At 74.1% G+C, this 16,886-nt stretch carries 11 protein-coding genes; 6 read left to right on the top strand and 5 right to left on the bottom strand.

Going from position 1 to position 16,886, the window contains the following annotated elements:
• Nucleotides 1-300 precede the first annotated feature (300 nt).
• The 3 genes from CTJ15_RS13715 to CTJ15_RS13705 are packed head-to-tail and all read left to right on the top strand — an operon-like array spanning nucleotide 301 to nucleotide 3,592.
• Nucleotides 301-1,455, top strand: a complete 1,155-nt coding sequence (locus CTJ15_RS13715) for a glycosyltransferase family 4 protein (protein WP_058389128.1) — start codon at nucleotides 301-303, stop codon at nucleotides 1,453-1,455.
• Nucleotides 1,452-2,549: a glycosyltransferase family 2 protein gene (locus tag CTJ15_RS13710; protein ID WP_216349013.1), complete on the top strand. Its 1,098-nt coding sequence runs from the start codon at nucleotides 1,452-1,454 to the stop codon at nucleotides 2,547-2,549. Before CTJ15_RS13715 ends, CTJ15_RS13710 begins: the two co-directional genes overlap by 4 nt.
• Complete coding sequence (locus tag CTJ15_RS13705) at nucleotides 2,546-3,592, top strand: glycosyltransferase (protein ID WP_058389129.1); 1,047 nt, start codon at nucleotides 2,546-2,548, stop codon at nucleotides 3,590-3,592. Before CTJ15_RS13710 ends, CTJ15_RS13705 begins: the two co-directional genes overlap by 4 nt.
• Here CTJ15_RS13705 and CTJ15_RS13700 read toward each other — a convergent pair.
• Both CTJ15_RS13700 and CTJ15_RS13695 read right to left on the bottom strand, forming a co-directional pair.
• Nucleotides 3,583-5,727, bottom strand: coding sequence for an FUSC family protein (locus tag CTJ15_RS13700; protein WP_058389130.1), 2,145 nt, complete (start codon nucleotides 5,725-5,727; stop codon nucleotides 3,583-3,585). The two genes, CTJ15_RS13705 and CTJ15_RS13700, sit on opposite strands and share 10 nt — an antisense overlap.
• A 351-nt stretch (nucleotides 5,728-6,078) precedes the next feature.
• Nucleotides 6,079-7,182: an NAD(P)/FAD-dependent oxidoreductase gene (locus tag CTJ15_RS13695; protein WP_099781624.1), complete on the bottom strand. Its 1,104-nt coding sequence runs from the start codon at nucleotides 7,180-7,182 to the stop codon at nucleotides 6,079-6,081.
• 142 nt (nucleotides 7,183-7,324) lie between these two features.
• Here CTJ15_RS13695 and CTJ15_RS13690 point away from each other — a divergent pair, with 142 nt between their 5' ends.
• A complete protein-coding gene (locus CTJ15_RS13690; protein WP_058389132.1) occupies nucleotides 7,325-7,609 on the top strand; it encodes a hypothetical protein in 285 nt (94 codons plus the stop codon).
• Nucleotides 7,610-7,651: 42 nt separating this feature from the next.
• Here the strand turns inward: CTJ15_RS13690 and addA are convergent, their stop codons facing one another.
• From addA to CTJ15_RS13675, 3 genes are all read right to left on the bottom strand, one after another.
• A complete protein-coding gene (gene addA / locus CTJ15_RS13685) occupies nucleotides 7,652-11,116 on the bottom strand; it encodes a double-strand break repair helicase AddA (protein ID WP_058389133.1) in 3,465 nt (1,154 codons plus the stop codon).
• 388 nt (nucleotides 11,117-11,504) lie between these two features.
• Nucleotides 11,505-14,576, bottom strand: a complete 3,072-nt coding sequence (gene addB / locus CTJ15_RS13680; RefSeq protein WP_099781623.1) for a double-strand break repair protein AddB — start codon at nucleotides 14,574-14,576, stop codon at nucleotides 11,505-11,507.
• 78 nt (nucleotides 14,577-14,654) lie between these two features.
• Nucleotides 14,655-14,900, bottom strand: a complete 246-nt coding sequence (locus CTJ15_RS13675) for a DUF3297 family protein (protein WP_019461677.1) — start codon at nucleotides 14,898-14,900, stop codon at nucleotides 14,655-14,657.
• A gap of 238 nt (nucleotides 14,901-15,138) precedes the next feature.
• Here CTJ15_RS13675 and CTJ15_RS13670 point away from each other — a divergent pair, with 238 nt between their 5' ends.
• Together CTJ15_RS13670 and CTJ15_RS13665 are read left to right on the top strand one after the other, a co-directional pair.
• The gene (locus CTJ15_RS13670; protein ID WP_019461676.1) at nucleotides 15,139-16,134 is read left to right on the top strand and encodes a diguanylate cyclase; all 996 of its coding nucleotides are present in this window, start codon (nucleotides 15,139-15,141) and stop codon (nucleotides 16,132-16,134) included.
• A 57-nt stretch (nucleotides 16,135-16,191) separates the two neighbouring features.
• The gene (locus CTJ15_RS13665) at nucleotides 16,192-16,872 is read left to right on the top strand and encodes a NeuD/PglB/VioB family sugar acetyltransferase (protein WP_026033292.1); all 681 of its coding nucleotides are present in this window, start codon (nucleotides 16,192-16,194) and stop codon (nucleotides 16,870-16,872) included.
• The last annotated feature ends 14 nt before the right edge of the window (nucleotides 16,873-16,886 follow it).

The following is a 16,886-nucleotide window of genomic DNA, read 5'->3' as shown; positions in this document are numbered from 1 at the left end:
CCGCGGACGGCACGGCTGTTGCCACAAAGGGCGCCTGCGGACCGGGCCGCGTGCCGCGGGATGGGCACGGTGCCGTGGGAGCGCGCGCCGTGGGCCGGGTATGGGGAGCCGGGCATGCGGACCCGGGCGCGGGGATCGGGCGCAGGGAACCATCCGGCGTCCCTGTCGTTGATGCGGTCGGGCCGCGATATTCCTGGCCTTCCGCGACGCCGCGGCAGATCGGGGGGCATGTCCGGCCAGCGGCGCGACGGCCCTGCTTCCTGTCCCGGCACGCGGTGCCCAAGGCGGAAGGGGTGCTATATGAAGATTGCGATCATCTCGCATCTGAAGTTTCCGATCGCCGAGCCGTTTTCGGGCGGGCTGGAGATGCACACGCATCTGCTGGCCCGGCACCTGCAACGCCGCGGACACGAGGTGACGCTTCTGGCGGCGGAAGGCTCCGATGCCAGGCTGGGGCTGGAGGCCGTCTGTCCGCCCACCGGCGTGCCGGGCCCCAACCCGGTGGAGGTCGAGCAGGTGGCGCTGGCCGAGCACACCGCCTATCGCCGCATCGTGGAGCGCCTGCAGGACGGCGGCTTCGACATCGTCCACAACAACTCGCTGCACTATCTGCCGCTGACCATGTCTGGGCGCTTCGGCGCCCCGGTGGTCACCACCCTGCACACGCCGCCTTTCCTGGAGCTGGAGAACGGGGTGCTGGACCGGGAGGACCGGGACATGCCCTTCATCGCGGTCTCGGAGGCGGTGCGGAAGATGTGGGAGACCGTGCTGCCGGTGACCTCGGTGATCGGCAATGGCATAGACCTGGATCTCTTCACCCCCGTCATGACCCCGGCCGAGCCGCCGCACGCCATCTGGTTCGGCCGGCTGGTGCCGGAGAAGGGGCCGCACCTTGCCATCCAGGCGGCACGGCTGGCGGGCATGCCGCTGCGCTTCGCCGGCCCTGTCAGCGACCTCGACTACTGGCGGGACTGCATCCAGCCGCTGCTGGGGGAGGGAGTGACCTATCTCGGCCATCTCGACCACCGGCGACTGGCACATGCCGTGGGGCAGGCGGCGGTGGCGCTCTGCACTCCGCGCTGGGAGGAGCCCTATGGCCTCGTGGTCGCCGAGGCGCTGGCCTGCGGCACGCCGGTGGCGGGCTTCGCGCGCGGCGCCCTGCCTGACATCACCGACCCGCGTTCCGGAAGGCTGGCCCCGGCCGACGACGTGGAGGCGCTGGCCCGCATCATCCCGGAGGCCGGCCGCCTGTCCCGCGCCGACTGCCGCCACCGCGCGGAGGTCTTCTGCGATGCGCGGGTGATGGTGGACCGGTACGAGGCCCTGTACCGGGACACGATCCTGCGCCATAGGCAGGCCGAGATGGCGGGCCGGTCCGGCCGGAACGGAGTCCGGATGGATTCCCGCCGCGACGGCTCGCCGGACGAAGGCATCGCACGCAGCCAGGCCACGTGATCCAGATCCCCGACCCGCTTTCCCTCGACCGCTGCGTCGTCTGTGTCCCCGCCCGCAACGAGGCGGTGGCGCTGCCCCGGCTGGTGGCCGCGCTGGCGCGGCAGGAGCTGTGCCGCGACGGCGGGCGGCTGCGGCTGGTGGTGGCCGCCAACAACTGCACGGACGGGACGGTCCCGGTGCTGCGGGGGCTGGCGACGCGCTATCCGGCGCTGCGCCTCCATGTGCTGGAGCTTTCCCTGCCGCCGGAGACGGCCCATGTCGGCGTCGCGCGGGCCCGTGCCATGGCCGGGGGCGCGGCCTGGCTGCGCGAGGAAGGCGTCGAGGACGGCATCCTGCTGGGCACCGATGCCGACACGCGGCCGCCGCCGCACTGGGTGGCGGCCAACCTGGCCGCGCTGGCGGGGGCGGATTGCGTGGGCGGCCGCATCGTCATCGAGGACAGCGGGGAGAACCCGGCGCCCGGCTGGCTGCGGATGATGCGGGAGCGGGTGGATGCCTACTGGTCGGCGGTGCGCGAACTGGCGCACGCGATCGATCCCCTGCCGCACGACCCGCCGCCGCGCCATGGCGACCATACCGGGGCGAGCCTCGCCCTGCCGGTCCGCTGGTACGAAGCCGCCGGCGGGGTGCCACCCCTGCCGGTGGGGGAGGACAACGCGCTGGTCGCGGCGGTGGAGCGTGCGGGCGGGCGGCTGCGCCACGCGCCGGATGTCTGGGTCGAGGTTTCCGCCCGGCAGGAGGGGCGCGCCAGCGGCGGCATGGCGGGCGAGATGCGCCGCTGGCGCCTGCTGGCCGAGAGCGGCTCGCCGCATCTCCTGCCGGGGGCGGGCTTCTGGCGGCGGGCCTTCGGGCGCCGCCGCATCCTGCGCGGGGCCTTCTATCGGGGAAGCTGGGCCGAGGATGCGGCGCGGCTGGGCCTGTCGGGGGAGGTGCTGGCACGGCTGGCGCTGGAAAGCCCCAACGACATCGCCTTCGTGGCCCGTGCGGAGCCCCTGCTGCCGCCCTTGCCGGCCGAGGAGGCGGAGATCCAGGCCGCCACCGGGGCGCTGGAGGCCATGAGCCGGGCGCTTTCCGGGACGGCGGAGGCGGTTTGAGGCCCATCGGCTATTACGTGCATCACCAGGGGGTGGGGCATTGGCAGCGCGCCACCGCCCTCGCGCGCCGGCTGCGTCACCCCTGCACCCTGATCGGCACGCTGCCGCCGGAGCGGGCGGCCAGCGCGCCCTGTCCGGTCCTGGCGCTGCCCGACGATGCGCCGGAGCCCGGCACGGCTTTTGATCCGGGGGGCGTCGCAGCGCTGCACTACGCCCCGCGCGGCCATGCCGGGCTGCGCGCGCGTTCCGCCGCCATCGCCGGCTGGATCGCCGCGCGACGGCCGGCGCTGATGGTGGTGGACGTATCCGTGGAAACGGTGCTGCTCGCCCGGCTCTGCGCCACGCCGGTGCTGTCCTTTCGCCTCGCCGGGCATCGCGACGACCTGCCGCACCGCATCGGCTTCGAGGCCAGCGAGGCGCTGATCGCCCCGTTTCCCGCCGCGCTGGAGGGGGCGGACACGCCAGGCTGGGTGCGGGAGAAGAGCTTCCATGCCGGCTTCCTCGCTCCCCCGCCCGAAATCGGTTCGGAGCCGGAGGACGGCTCGGTGCTGGTGATCTTCGGGCGCGGCGGGGCGGGCGGCTGCCGCGGGGCCCTGGCCGCGGCCGCGCGGGCCGTGCCGGAACGGCGCTGGCGGGTGCTGGGGCCGGTTTCCGGCGAGGCGGGAGAGGCGCTGCCGCCAAACCTGGAGATCCTGGGCTGGTCCGACCAGCCCGCCGCGCTGATGGCCCGGGCCTCGCTGGTGGTGGGCGGCGGTGGCGACGGGGTGCTGGCGGAGGTCGCGGCGCTGGGCCGGCGCTTCCTTTGCCTGCCGGAGCCCCGGCCCTTCGACGAGCAGCTTGTGAAGGCGCGGCGGCTCGCCGAGATCGGTGCGGCGGTGGTGCGGGAGGGCTGGCCGGAGGACGGCGCCTGGCCCGGGCTGCTGCGGGAGGCCATGGCGCTGAACCCCTCGCGGCTGGGCGGGCTGTTCGACCCTTCCGCCCTGGACCGCACGGCGGGTTTCATCGACGGGCAGGCGGAACGGGCGGTGCGCCTCTACGGCTGAGCCGGGGCTCCCCGCCCGATCCTTGTTTCCGTTTCCGGGGCCTGTTGCAGGCGTCCGATCGGGCCTTGCAGCAGTTCCACCTGGCGCACGATGCGGGCCAGGGGTTCCAGGGCGGGGCCTTCCGCGATCGCGGCGGGGCGGGGCAGCGGGCCAAGGCGGGCTTCGGCCAGGGCGGCCAGGGAGGCGTGGAGCCATTCCGCCCAGGCCTGCCAGCTTGCGTCGTCCAGCGCATCGCGCAGGCCGGGGTCGTGGCGCAGGGCGGCCAGCCGCCCGGCGATGCGGCGCAGGGTGGCGTCCACCACCAGCCCGGCCTCGATGCGTGCCCGGTCCTGCCCCGGCTCCTGCATGGCGCGGGAAAGCGAGGATTCCAGGTTGTTGGTGGAAACGCCGGCGGCGCGGCGGCTGGCCTCGATGCGGGAGTCCGGCTGGGTGCCGGCCAGCACGGCACGGGCATAGTCGGCATGGGCGGCGAGGGCGGCCCGGACCTCCCGCCGCATGCGGTCGGGCTCCCAGCTCGGCCAGAGCAGCAGCCAGCCGGTCACGGCCATGAGGCCGCCCGCCAGGGTGAAGAGGGCGCGCAGGCCCGCCACCTCCCAGGAGGAATGGGTGGGGTGGAGCAGTTCCGTCAGCACCACGACGATGGTGGTGACCCCCGCCATCCAGGCGGAGAAGCTGACCTGCCGGCCGGCGAAGGCAAGGACGCAGAGCGGGAAGAGCAGGGCGGCATGGGTCAGCCCGTCATGCACCCCGGAGGCCAGGGCGGCGCCCAGCAGCCCGCCGAGAACCGTCCCGCCCGCCCGTTCCAACGCCCTCTGCCAGGTGGTGGCGTAGAAGGGCTGCAGCGTCACCACCACGGTGATGGGCAGCCAGTGGGCGAATTCGTTGCCGGAGAAGGGCAGCGTCACCGCCAGCGCCGGGACGGCGATGACCGCCGTGCGCAGCGAATGGCGCAGCACCGCCGAGTTCCAGGTCAGGTTGGCCCGCACCGGCAGCAGCATCTGGTCGCGCCAGGGCAGGGCGGGCGTCGTGCCGGAAGCGCCGCCGGGCTGGTAGCCGCCGGGCGTGCTCAGCTTGGCGGCCACGCGCAGGCGCTCGGCGATGCTGGTGGCGATGCGGCGCAGGGCCGGGTCCGCCTCGGTGGCGCGCAGGGCCGTGGCGAGGGCGCGCTCGATCCGCCCGGGCGGCAGGGCGGTGTCGTCGAGGATCGCCTGGGACAGCACCACCAGGATCGGCCGCAGCACCCGCAGCAGCACGCCCGCCGCCGCCCTGCGCTCCGGGTCGCGGGCGGTCTCGATCAGCTCCGACAAGGCGATCAGCGCCCCGAAGAGCTGCTCGCCGGCCTCCAGCCGCAGCAGGGCCTGGGCGCCGCGCAGCGACAGCCGGCCGCGCATGCCCACCAAGTCCATGACGATGCCGCGGGCGAACTCGATCTCCTCCCGCACCGCGCGGCGATGGGCGCGGGCATGGGCCTCCCAGTCCTCGCCGCTGGCGTCCGGGCGGCCGGTCAGGTGGCGCAGGTCCTCGGTCAGCTCCGCCAGCCGGTGCCAGACCTGCGACACCGCCGCCCGGGCGGGGCGGTAGGGGTGCAGCCGCCAGACCACCATGGTCAGCAGCGTCGCCCAAAGGCCGCCAAGCAGGAACAGCCCGGCGATCTCGCCCGCCGTGGCGAGGTCGAGCGGCTGGTCCAGGGACAGGATCAGCACCACCGAGAGCAGGTTGCCCACCGCCGTCGCCGCCGCGCCCCAGACGCGCACGAAGCTGGTGCAGAGCACGCCGAGGCAGGCCAGCGGGATGAGCAGCGGCAGGTCCAGGTTCCGCAGCAGGCCGAAGCCGCTCCAGATCAGCGCCCCGGCGACGGTGAAGGAGAGCAGGGCCGGGACGCGGGTGCGGATCGGGCCGCCGATGTCGCAGAGGCAGGTGAAGAAGGCGGCCATCGCCATGTAGATCAGCGCAGGCTTTCCCAGCCACTCGCTGAGCAGGATCACCACGGCACAGGCCAGGGCAGCGCGCACGCCCTCGGCCACACGGATGGCGCGGATGTCGAAGCCCATCGGCAGGCGCGACAGGTCGGCACCCGGGTTCCGTTCTGTCGCGCGCCAGGGGGAATGGAGGCGGGAGATGTCGGCGATGCGCATCGCCTGCTTTCTGGCGCAGCCGCGAGGCGGGCAAAACCCCCGCGGCTCCGTCTTTTCCGTGAGGGGAAGCTCCCGCGCCCGCTGGCTTGGGGAGTTGCACTCCGTGGTGGCCCGCCGGGGGAGAAGCGCCGCCTCTCCCGCCGGACCCCCTCTCCGCCGGGGACCGAAGCCGGTCCCCGGGCCCCGGGCTTTCGTTGGCTCTCCGGCGCGATCCGGCACCAGCAAGCGCCAACGAACGGGAGGTCCAGGACCCTCAGGGTCCTGGCGGACAAGGGGGTCCGGCGGAAAAGGCGGAGCCTTGTCCCCCGGGGCGGCGCAACGCCAGACGGGATGCGCGGACCGGCCGGGGGATCAGGCGGCCAGTATGTCGCGAACGGCCCCGGCGAGGGAGAGGGAGGCGGTGAGGCCGGGGCTTTCGATGCCGTAGAGGTTCACCAGGCCGGGGACGCCATGCAGGGCGGGGCCCTGGATCACGAAGTCCTGGGCCGGAGCGCCCCGGGGCACGATCTTGGGGCGGATGCCGGAATAGCCGGGCTGGAGGGCGCCGTCGGGCAGGGCGGGCCAGTAGCGGCGGATGGCCTCGTAGAAGCTGTCGCCGCGGCGGGGGTCCACCTCGTAGTCGATATGGTCCACCCATTCGACATCCGGGCCGAAGCGCGCCTGGCCGCCGAGGTCGATGGTCAGGTGGGTGCCCAGCCCGCCCGGCACGGGCACGGGGTAGATGAGGCGCGAGAAGGGCGAGCGGCCGGCGAGGGTGAAGTAGTTGCCCTTGGCGTAGTATTCCCGGGGCACGGTCTCCGGCGGCAGGCCCGCGATGGCGCGGCCGAGCGCCGGGGCGCCGAGGCCCGCGGCATTGACCAGGCTGCGACAGAGCAGGGTCATCGGCTCGGCGCCGCCGGTCTCCAGCACGATGCCCTTGGGTACCACCCGGCCGGACAGCACGGGGCTGTGGAAGGCCAGCACGGCCCCGGCATTCTCCGCGTCGCCCTGCAGGGCCAGCATGTAGGCGTGGCTGTCGAGGATGCCCGTGGAGGACGAGAGCAGGGCGCCGTGGCAGGACAGGGCGGGCTCCAGCGCCACGGCCTCGTCGCGGGACAGGACGCGCATGTCCTCCACCCCGTTGGCGGCGGCGCGGGCCTGGATCGAGGCGAGCCTGCCCGCCTCCTCCTCCGAGGTGGCAGCGATCAGCTTGCCGCAGCGGGCATGGGGCACGCCGCGTTCCGCGCAGAATGCGTAGAGCATCCGTCGCCCGGCCACGCAGTGGCGCGCCATCAGGCTGCCGGCGGGATAGTAGATGCCGGCATGGATGACCTCGCTGTTGCGGGAGGATGTGCCCGTGCCGATCGCCTCGGCGGCTTCCAGCAGCAGGACCTCCCGCCCGGCCAGGGCCAGGCTCCGGGCGACGGCGAGGCCCACCACCCCGGCGCCGGCCACCACGCAGTCCACTGACTCCAAGTCCCGCCTCCTTCAAGAAATCCCATAAATTTTACGCATGAGGAACGCTGATGGCTCTACCCTTGGTTGCGCCGATTATGTGATATATAGGCCTCAATCAGTGTTGCGTGCAGGCAACATGCGAGTCGGGCCAGGAAAAGCCATGCTGACCATCGGAAGCATCGAGCGGATGTCGCCACGGCTGTTCAAGGCTGCCTATGCTGGCGTGTACCCGCAGCGCGAGCCGGCGTTCGATGTGAACGGGCTGGAGTTCTTCTCGGATCCAGAGGAGGCGCGCCGGTGGATCGTCGAGCAGATCGGCTGCGAGCCCGACCTCTGGGACCTGCACGACCTGGAAGGGGACGAGGTCCCGGATGGGCATCCCCGCGCATCGGCGCAGGGCGAGGGCCGGGACGCATACCATGGGGCGGCGCGGCCGGCGGGCTGAACGAGGCCGCTCCGGGACGGAAGCCGGCAGGGGCGGTGGCTTTCATGCCGGTTCCGCGGCGGGGGCCGGGCTAGGGGACGGGTTCAGGGCCTGGGGAAGGTTGCGGTCCAGCAGGGATTCCGGCAGCGGCATCACCACGCCGGACCAAGTCCAGACCAGCAAGCATTCGATCCGCCGCCCCGGCCAGGCCGCGCGCAGCACGGCGCGGTAGGCCGCCATCTGCCGCAGATAGGCGGGCGAGACGTCCTCGGCCCGTTCCGGCGGGGGGCGGTTGGTCTTGTAGTCCGCCACCACGATCCGGTCGCCTCCGATCCAGAGCCGGTCCACCTGCCCCGCCACCGTCACGCCGCCGATGCGGCCGGCGAGCGGCGCTTCCGACAGGCTGCCGGGGCCGAAGGCCTCCGCCAGGGCGGGGTGGTGCAGGACCCGCATCACCTCGGCGCGGGTCGCCTCCTGTTCCTCCGGGGACAGGCCGTGCCCGGGCCGTGCGAGGTGGCGCTGCGCCACGGCCTCGCGCGCTGCCTCGGGATGTTCCGGCAGGTGTTGCAGCAGGGCATGGATCAGCGTGCCGCGCCGGAAGCGGCGGCCGGAGGGGTCCTTCTGCCCATGCGGCGCGGCGGCGGGGGGCACGGTTTCCTCGCCCGCGAGGCGCGAGGGTGCCACCGGGTCCTCCGAGGCCTCGGGCCTGGCGGGGTGGTGCGCCCAGGCGGGCAGCGCGGCGGACAGTGCCTTGCCGGCGCCCTCGCGGTCCGGCCGGGGCTCGGCGGTCTGGGCGGAGGACAGGCGGTAGAGCGGGCCGGAGAAGCCCATGCCGGGCGGCCCGCCGAAGGCCGCGGGGTCGAACTCTTCCTCCGCCACGCCGCCGCAGCGGGCGATGCCCTGGCGCACCAGCCCATGCCAGCTCGTCTCCACCACCTTCTTCGGCTCCAGCCCGCAAAGCAGCAGCCGGTCCTCGGCGCGGGTCAGCGCCACGTAGAGCAGGCGGTTCTCCTCCTCGGCATCGGCCTCGGCGCGGCGGCGCTCGGCCTCCTGCCAGGCGCGGGCCTGGAACTCCTTGCGTGGCGCCCAGAGGGGGAGGGACAGGGAGGCGTCCTCCTCCTCCCAGCGCAGGGGCGAGTTGCGGCCGCCGCGCCCGACATCGGGGATGATCACCACCGGCGCCTGGAGGCCCTTGGCGCCATGGGCGGTGAGGATGCGCACGGCGTCGCCGGCATTCTCGGCCTCGCGCTTCACCTCGGCGCCGCCGCGCCGGAGCCAGTGGGTGAAGCCCTGGAGGGAGGGCGGGTGGCGGTTCTCGTAGCGCAGCGCGGCGTTCAGCAGCTCGTCCAGCGCATCCGCCGCGTCGCCGCCCAGGCGTTCCAGCAGCTTCGCGCGGCCGCCATGCTCGCCCAGCACCTCGCTCAGCAGGGCGTGCGGCGTGACCAGGTCGGCGCGGTCGGCCAGCGTGGCGATCCAGCCGGCGGCCCGGCCCTCCGCCGTCAGCGCGCCCCGGTGCTGGAGCAGGCGGTGCCAGAGCGGGCCGTCCCGGTCATGGGAGAGGGCGAAGAGCGCCTCCTCCTCCAGCCCGATCAGGGGCGATTTCAGCAGCGCCGCCAGTTGCAGGTCGTCTTCCGGCAGCAGCAGCACGTCGCAGAGCGCCAGCAGGTCCTGCACCGCGATCTGTTCCACCAGCGCGATGCGGTCCACGCCGCCCACCGCCACGCCGCGCCGCTTGAGCTGGCGCACCAGAAGCTCCGTCAGCCGGGTGCGGCGGCGGACCAGGATCATGATGTCGCCGGGGCGGATCGGGCGGTCGCCGCGCGCGGGCAGGGTCTCATGCCGCACCATGTGGTCGATGCGCGCGGCCAGGGTCTCGGCCAGCAGCGCGTCGGCATCCTGCGCCACCACCGGCTGGCTCGGCACGAACCAGGGCTCCGGGTCCTCCGTGCTGCCGCGCGCGAGCAGGGGCCAGACCTCGACGCTGCCGGCATGGCCGGCGCGGTCGGGGAAGTGGCGCAGCGGCTCGCCATCCGGCCGCACCACGCCGGCCCGCGCGGCGCCTTCGTGGAAGACGGCATCGACGAGCTGCAGGACCGGGGCGCAGGAGCGGAAGCTCACATCCAGCGCCACCGGCTGGAAGTTGCCGCCGGCCTGCCGCACCTGCTGCGAGAAGCGCGCCTCCCAGGTGGCGAAGCCCTGCGCGTCGGCACCCTGGAAGCCGTAGATCGACTGCTTCTCGTCGCCCACCACGAAGAGCGTGCGCTCCCCGGCCTCGCGCACACCCTCGCCGGCGAAGAATTCCTCGGCCAGCGCCTCGGCGATGCCCCATTGCGCCGGGTTGGTGTCCTGCGCCTCGTCGAGCAGGATGTGGTCGAGGCCGCCATCGAGCTTGAACAGCACCCAGGCCGAGCCGGGGTCGCGCAGCAGGCGCTGCGCGTGGTGGATCAGGTCGTCGAAGTCCAGCGCGCCCATGCGGCGCTTGCGGGCGGCGTAGTCGGACAGCACCGGCCCGGCGGCGACCAGCAGCGCGCTGGTGGCAGCCAGCAGGCGGTGCGCGTTGGCGCGTTCCTGGAACGAGCGGAGCCGCGCGGATTCCGCCGTCAGCGTGTCGAAGGGCTCCAGCGCCTTGCGGAGATCGCCCTTGCCGGTGTGCAGGCAGTCCCACCATTCCGCCTGCTGCGCCGCGCGCTCCTCCGGCGGCAGGGCCAGGAAATCGAGCATCCGCTGGCCGAGGTCGCGCGCCGTCTTGGTCTTGTGGGCGAGCAGCGCCTTCGCCTGTTCCGCGACCGCCGGGGGGATGTCGCAGATCAGCGCCGCCAGGTCCTCCTCGCGCTCCCCTTCCGGCAGGCCGAGGCGCCGGCCCAGCCTCCGTCCCAGCGCCAGCGCGCCGCCGGGCGTCTCGAACAGCGCGGCCAGCTTCTCCCGCCGCCCCGCCATCTCGCGCAGCGCCTCGGCGATCCGGTCGGCGGTGACAAGGCGGGCCAGGGCGGCCAGGGTTTCCGGGGGCACGCGCCCGCCGGACAGCGCCGCCTCCCGCGCCTCGGCCAGCAGGGTGGCGGAATCCGCGTCCTCCAGCATGGCGAACTGCGGCGGCAGCTCGGCCTCCAGCGGGAAGGAGCGCAGCAGCGACTGGCAGAAGGCGTGGATCGTGGCGATCCGCATCCCGCCCGGCTGTTCCAGCACGCGGCAGAACAGCTTGCGCGCGGTGGCGAGCTGCGCGGGCGGCACCGGCTCGCCGGTCAGCGCCTCGATCTCCCCACGCAGGTCGGCATCGTCGGTGACGGCCCAGCGGCCCAGGCGCCGGTTGAGCCGGATCGCCATCTCCGCCGCCGCCGCCTTGGTGAAGGTGAGGCAGAGGATGCGGCCCGGCTCCGTGCCCTCGCGAAGCAGCAGGCGCAGCACGCGGTCGGTGAGCACCTTGGTCTTGCCGGAACCGGCCGAGGCCCCCACCCAGGCGGAAAGGCGCGGGTCGGAGGCGAGGCGCTGGGCGTTCTGGGCGCGTTCGCGGGCGGAAAGAGGAATGTTCACGCCGGTCTCGATCCTGGCCTGGGCGTTGCGCCATCCCGGGTGAAAGGCGCCGCCTTTCCCCCGGCCCCCCTATCCGCCAGGACCCTGCGGGCCCTGGACCCGATGAGATGGCGCCTGCCGTGGCCGGTTCGCGCCGGAGAGCGACGCTCTCCGGCGACTGGCGGCGCCATCCGCGCGAAAGGGGTGCTGGTCTTTTTCCGGGAGCCCCGCGTCTCCGCCTGCTCCGAAGGGTCGGGCGCCGGGCGGACGGCCGCCACGGAGAGCCAACTCAGGCCCGGGGTCCGGGGACCGGCTCCGGTCCCCGGCGGAGAGGGGGGCCGGGCGGAGAGGCGGCGCCTCTCCCCCGGGGCCGGCCACGGGCGCGGCGCGGGCATGGGGGACAGTGGCTTCACTCCGCGCCCGCTTCCTCGGCCCCGCCCCATTCGCGCTGGCGGGACAGGTGTTCGTAATCCGTGTTGCGGGGGCTGCGGCCCGGATGCGGGCGCGCCAGGAAGGGACGGTCGCCCAGCAGGAATTCCCGTGCCAGCACGTCCACCTGCCGCCATGCCGCCTCGGCCACCTCTGTCACGGTCACGTCGCCCCTGGGCTTGAAGACGAGTCGCTCGCCTTCCTCGATGGTACCCGAGAGCTTCCAGTGCTCCAGCGCCGAAACCGTGGCGGGGGCGATGCCGGGGAAGCCGCCCTTGAGCGCCATGGCGGCCTCCAGCGGCAGCTGCGGCGCGCGGCCGTCCTGGATGGCGATCTGGGCCGGGGGGGCGCCGGTCTTGAAGTCGAGGATGGCGAGGCCGCCATCGGCCAGGATGTCCAGCCGGTCGGCGCGCCCTTCCAGCCGCACGCCGCAGGGCAGCTCGATCTGGCCGGACTGTTCGGGGTGGCGTTCCCGCACCTCGGGGCGTTCCCGCTCGGTGGCCAGCAGGAATTCGCCGATGCGGCGCAGGCGCGGGCGCCAGAAGGCGGCGAGGCCGGGGCGCGGGGCGTGCCGGCGGATCGCTTCCTCCACCGCTTCCCCGAACCATTCCAGGGCCCGGTCGCCATAGGCACCGGCGCAGCGGCGGGTCCAGGCCGCCACCGCGTCATGCACCACCGAGCCGAAGGCGGCGCCGTCGGCCTCGGCATCCAGCGGATCGAGGGGGCGCAGCCGCAGCACGCGCTTGGCGTACCAGGCATAGGGATCGGCCTTCAGGTCCCAGACATCGGTGACGGTCAGGCGGCGCGGGCGCAGCAGCACCGGCGGGGCCGGGGCCGGGCGGGGGCAGGGGAGGACGACCTCCGGCATGTCCAGCCGCTCCGCCCAGCCGGTGGCGGGCGAGGCTTCGATCCGCAGGCCCTGGCCGTGCAGGAAGATCTGCAGCCGGGTCAGCCAGCGTGCCTGCACCGACGGGCTGCCGCCGCGCTTGCGGGCATGGCTCAGCACCACGTCCGGGGCGGACAGGGCGCTCATCATGAAATCGGCGGCGACGCGGCCGATGCGGGCCTCCGGCGCCGGCAAGCCGAACTCGCGGCGCATCGGGCGGCTCATCCAGGCGCCGGGATCGGTGGCGATGGGCCAGACGGTTTCCTCCAGCGCGCCCAGCACCACGCGGTCGAAGGATTGCAGCCGCGCCTCCAGCAGGCCCAGCACCTGCACCCGCGGATGGCTGCCGCCCTGGCGCCCGCGCATGTTGCGCACGCCCGGGGCCAGCGGCCCTTCGAGCAGCGCGTCGAACAGCGCGGGCCAGGCGGCGGCCGAGACGGGCGGCAGGCATTCCATGGCCGGGCCGAGCGAGGCGAGATGCACGGCCAGCGGCTCGCCCTCCTCCCCGGCATAGAGGCGCAGCCCGCCGGGCTCGCTGTCGGTGGCGGCCAGGGCCTCGGCGGCGTCGAGCAGGCCTTCCAGCACGGCTGCGGGCGGGCGGCCGATCTCGGGCAGGTCGGTGAAGCCGCCCAGGGCGCGTTCCAGCGCATCGAGCAGGGCGGTGGTGCGGGCCTGGCGTTCCAGCCGGGCCTGCCGCCGCGCCTCGCTTTCGGCCGGGGCCTCGGCGCCCGGCTCGGCGAAGGCGCGTGCCGTGGCGGCGCGGAGCCCGGCGAGACCGGGAGCGGGGCGGGGACCGCGCAGCGCGTGGCGCTCCAGGTCGCGCAGCGCGCGCAGCCAGTCGGCCCGCGCCATGCCGCCGGCGCAGGAGGGGTGCTTCAGGCAGGCGAGCAGGGCGACGGGGGAGAATTCCTCCGCCACCATGCGCGCGATCAGGCGCAGGAAGGCGCCGGTCGGGGTCTGGGCCAGGGGCTGGCCGGCGGAATCATCGGCCAGCACGCCATGGCGGGCGAGCTCCACGCAGACACGGCGGGCGAGGTCGCGGTCCGGCGTCACCAGGGCGGCGCGGCTGCCGGGGGTTTCCAGCGCCTCGCGCAGCAGCAGGGCGATGGCGGCGGCCTCGCCGGCCTCGTCCGGTGCGGTGAGGAGGGTGAGGTGGTCGAGGGCCGGGGCCCAGCGTTCCGGCGCCTTCTCCTGCCAGCAGGCGATGTCGCCGGGCGGGCGCAGGGCGCGGGCGAGCAGGGTGCCGCGCGCCTCCCCGGCCGGGTCGGGCGGCAGGCCGTGGGGCCCCGGGGAAGGCCAGGGCCTCAGGTCGCCCGGCGTGGCGCCCATGGCCTGGAGCAGCCGCACCTGTCCGCAGAGGGGGTGGGTATGGCTGGCGCAGAGCTCGTCCCATGGCTGCGGGGGCAGCGGCTCGCCGGCGCCGTGCAGGACCACATGGCCGTTGGGGCAGTGCGCCAGGACCTTCAGCAGCTCGGCGGCGGCGGGGATGGTGCCGCCCAGGCCGATCCCGGCGGCGATCACCAGATCCTCCGGCGGGTTCTCCTTCCACAGCGCGGTCTGGGCGCGGATGGTGGCGACGCGGCGGGTGCCGATGTCGGAGAGGCCCTGCTTCGCCAGCCAGGCCTGCCATTCCTGGATCACGCCGTTGAGGAAGACATGGGTGATCTGCCAGTGCCGGGCCAGCCGGTCCGGCACCAGGGAGGGCAGGCGGGCGGGGTCGCAATCCTCCAGCGCCATCTCGTCCAGCAGCGTCGCCAGCTCCTGCGCCAGCCGCCAGGCCTGGTCGGGATGCGAGGGGCCGCCGTAGTTCGGCGGCAGGCGCATCACCAGCGCGGTCAGCACCGCGAGACGCCGCGCCGGGTCCACCGCCGGGGGCTGGTCCATCAGGGCGGGGAGGGAGAGCTCCTCCGCATCCTCCACCGAAAGCCCGGCCAGGGGGCGCAGGCGCGGCAGCAGCAGGGCCTGCGCCCCGTTCACCTGTCCGGCGGCGCGCAGGAAGCTCTCGCGCAGGCTGCGGGCGGCGCGCCGGGTGGGCAGCAGGATCGTGGCGCGGGCCAGGATGGTGGGATCCGGGGCGGCCGGATCCTCCGCCCCGGCGAGGCGCACCACCCCCCGGGCCAGGACGTCCAGAAAGGGGAGGTGGGCCGGGATCTCGTGAAGGTTCATGGATTCCCGATGGTTAGCCGATTTCCCTCCCATCCCGCCACCACCGTTTGCCGCGCTGCACCGATAAGGGGGGCGTTGTCAGTCCTGGGGCGGGCGGAAATAGGGCTCCACCGTGCCCTGGAGCTTGATGGTCATGGGATTGCCCTTGCGGTCGAGCGTGTTGCCCACGGTCAGGCGGACCCAGCCCTCGCTGACGCAGTATTCCTCGACATTGTTGCGGTCCACGCCCTTGAAGCGGACGCCGACGCCGCGTTCCAGCACGGACTTGTCGAAATGCGGGCTCTTCGGGTTGACGGAAAGGCGGTCGGGCGGCGTGTCGGTCATGCGTCGGTAACTCCGGAACCTGGAACGGGCGACCTGATAGAACAGGCGTGGCAGCGGAGCCACCCATCCCGGGAGAAGCGCGGCGCCGGGACGGGCATGGCGAGGGGGAGGATTTTCACGGCGGCCGAAACAACCCATAGTTGTGGATGCCCTGGTGAGTTGCGCCTGGATTTTCCTGCCCCGGACTCCCGGCCCGGCAGGATGGCCCCGCCATGAGATCCCGCTGGAGGTCGCCGCGATGCTTCCCCACCTGATGCCGCTTTCCGAGGAAGACCGTCTCGCGGCCCTGCGCTCCTATGACGTGCTGGACACGGCCTGCGAGGCCAGTTTCGACAACATCGCCCGGCTCGCCGCGGATCTGACGGAGAGTCCCATCTCGATGGTCTCGCTGGTGGATGCCGAGCGTGCCTGGTTCAAGGCGCATCATGGGCTGGAGGCGCCGGAAGCGCCACGGGAGCATGCCTTCTGCGCGCATGCCATCCTGGAGCCCGGGACGCCGCTGGTGATCCCCGATGCCAGCCGCGATCCGCGCTTCGCCGGCAACCCGCTGGTGACGGGGGCACCGGATATCCGCTTCTACGCCGGCGTGCCGCTGGTCAATCCGGAGGGGGCGGTGCTGGGAACCCTCTGCGTGCTGGACCGCAAGCCGCGGCGGATGAGCGCCGAGCGGCAGCGCATCCTGGTCCGGCTGGCCGAGGCGGTGATGACCACGCTCGAGCTCCGCCGCGCCATGAACCGGGTGCACCGGCTTTCGATGACCGATGCCCTGACCGGGCTGCTGAACCGGCCGGCCCTGATGGACGCGCTGGACAAGGCGGTCGCCCGGCTGAACCGGCATGGCGAGGGCTTCGCCCTGCTCTACCTCGACCTGGACGGGTTCAAGCAGGTGAACGACCGCGAGGGGCACGCGACCGGCGACGAGGTGCTGCGGGAACTGGCGGCGGTGCTGTGGGACAACCTGCGGCGGGAGGACATGGCGGCGCGGCTGGGCGGCGACGAGTTCGCCGTGCTGCTGACGGGCCGCGAGCCGGATGCCGCGATCGTGGCGGAGCGCCTGCAGCGGATGCTGGAGGCGGCGATGCGGGCGAAGGGCTGGGCGGTGACGGCCTCGATCGGGGCGGTGAGCTTCCACAACGCGCCGGAGAGCGTGGATGCCGCCCTGTCGCTGGCGGATTCGCTGATGTACGGCGCCAAGGCCGCCGGCCGGAACCGGGTCCTGCACCGCGACCACTGAGGCGGGGATCGCGGCGCCGGCCCTTCAACGGGCGGGCGGACTGGGCTAGCGGAAGGCGTGACCCAGGCCCCGCTTCCTTCCCGTGTCGTGCTGATCGGTGCCGGCGGCCATGCCGCGGCGCTGATCGAGAGCATCCGTGCCGCCAATGGGGCCGCCAATGGGGCCGCCAACGGAGCCGCCAATGGGTTGGCCGGCGGGATGGAGATCGCCGGCTGCCTCGACCGGAGCGCGCGGGCGCCGGTGCTGGGCGTGCCGGTTCTGGGCGACGAGACCCTGCTGGAGCGGCTGCGCGGCGAGGGGATCGGGGCGGTGGTGGTGGCCATCGGGCACAACGCCACCCGCCTGCGCTGGCTGCGGCACGCGCGGGACCTGGGCTTCGCCCTGCCGGTGGTCGCGCATCCCTCCGCCATCCTGTCCCCCAGTGCGCGGATCGGCGCCGGCAGCGTCGTGCTGCCCCGCGTGGTGCTGGGCGCGCGGGCCGTGGTGGGGGAGGGCGCGATCCTGAACAGCGGCGCCATCGTCGAGCATGACGGCGTGCTGGGCGACGGCGTGCATGTCGCCTGTGGCGCGGCGCTCGGCGGCGGGGTGCGCGTCGGGGAGGGGGCGCTGATCGGGCTCAACGCGGCGCTGCGGCCGCTGGTGCGGGTGGGCGCCGGGGCCGTGGTGGGGGCGGGCGCCGCCGTGGTGGCCGATGTGCCGGAAGGGGCCAGCGTGTCCGGCGTGCCGGCGCGGGGCTAGGGCGGCGGTCGCGG

Source organism: Roseomonas sp. FDAARGOS_362 (assembly GCF_002754815.1).
Taxonomy (GTDB): domain Bacteria; phylum Pseudomonadota; class Alphaproteobacteria; order Acetobacterales; family Acetobacteraceae; genus Roseomonas; species Roseomonas mucosa.
Note: the sequence above shows the minus strand (reverse complement) of the source record. Positions and strands in the feature narration are given on the sequence as shown.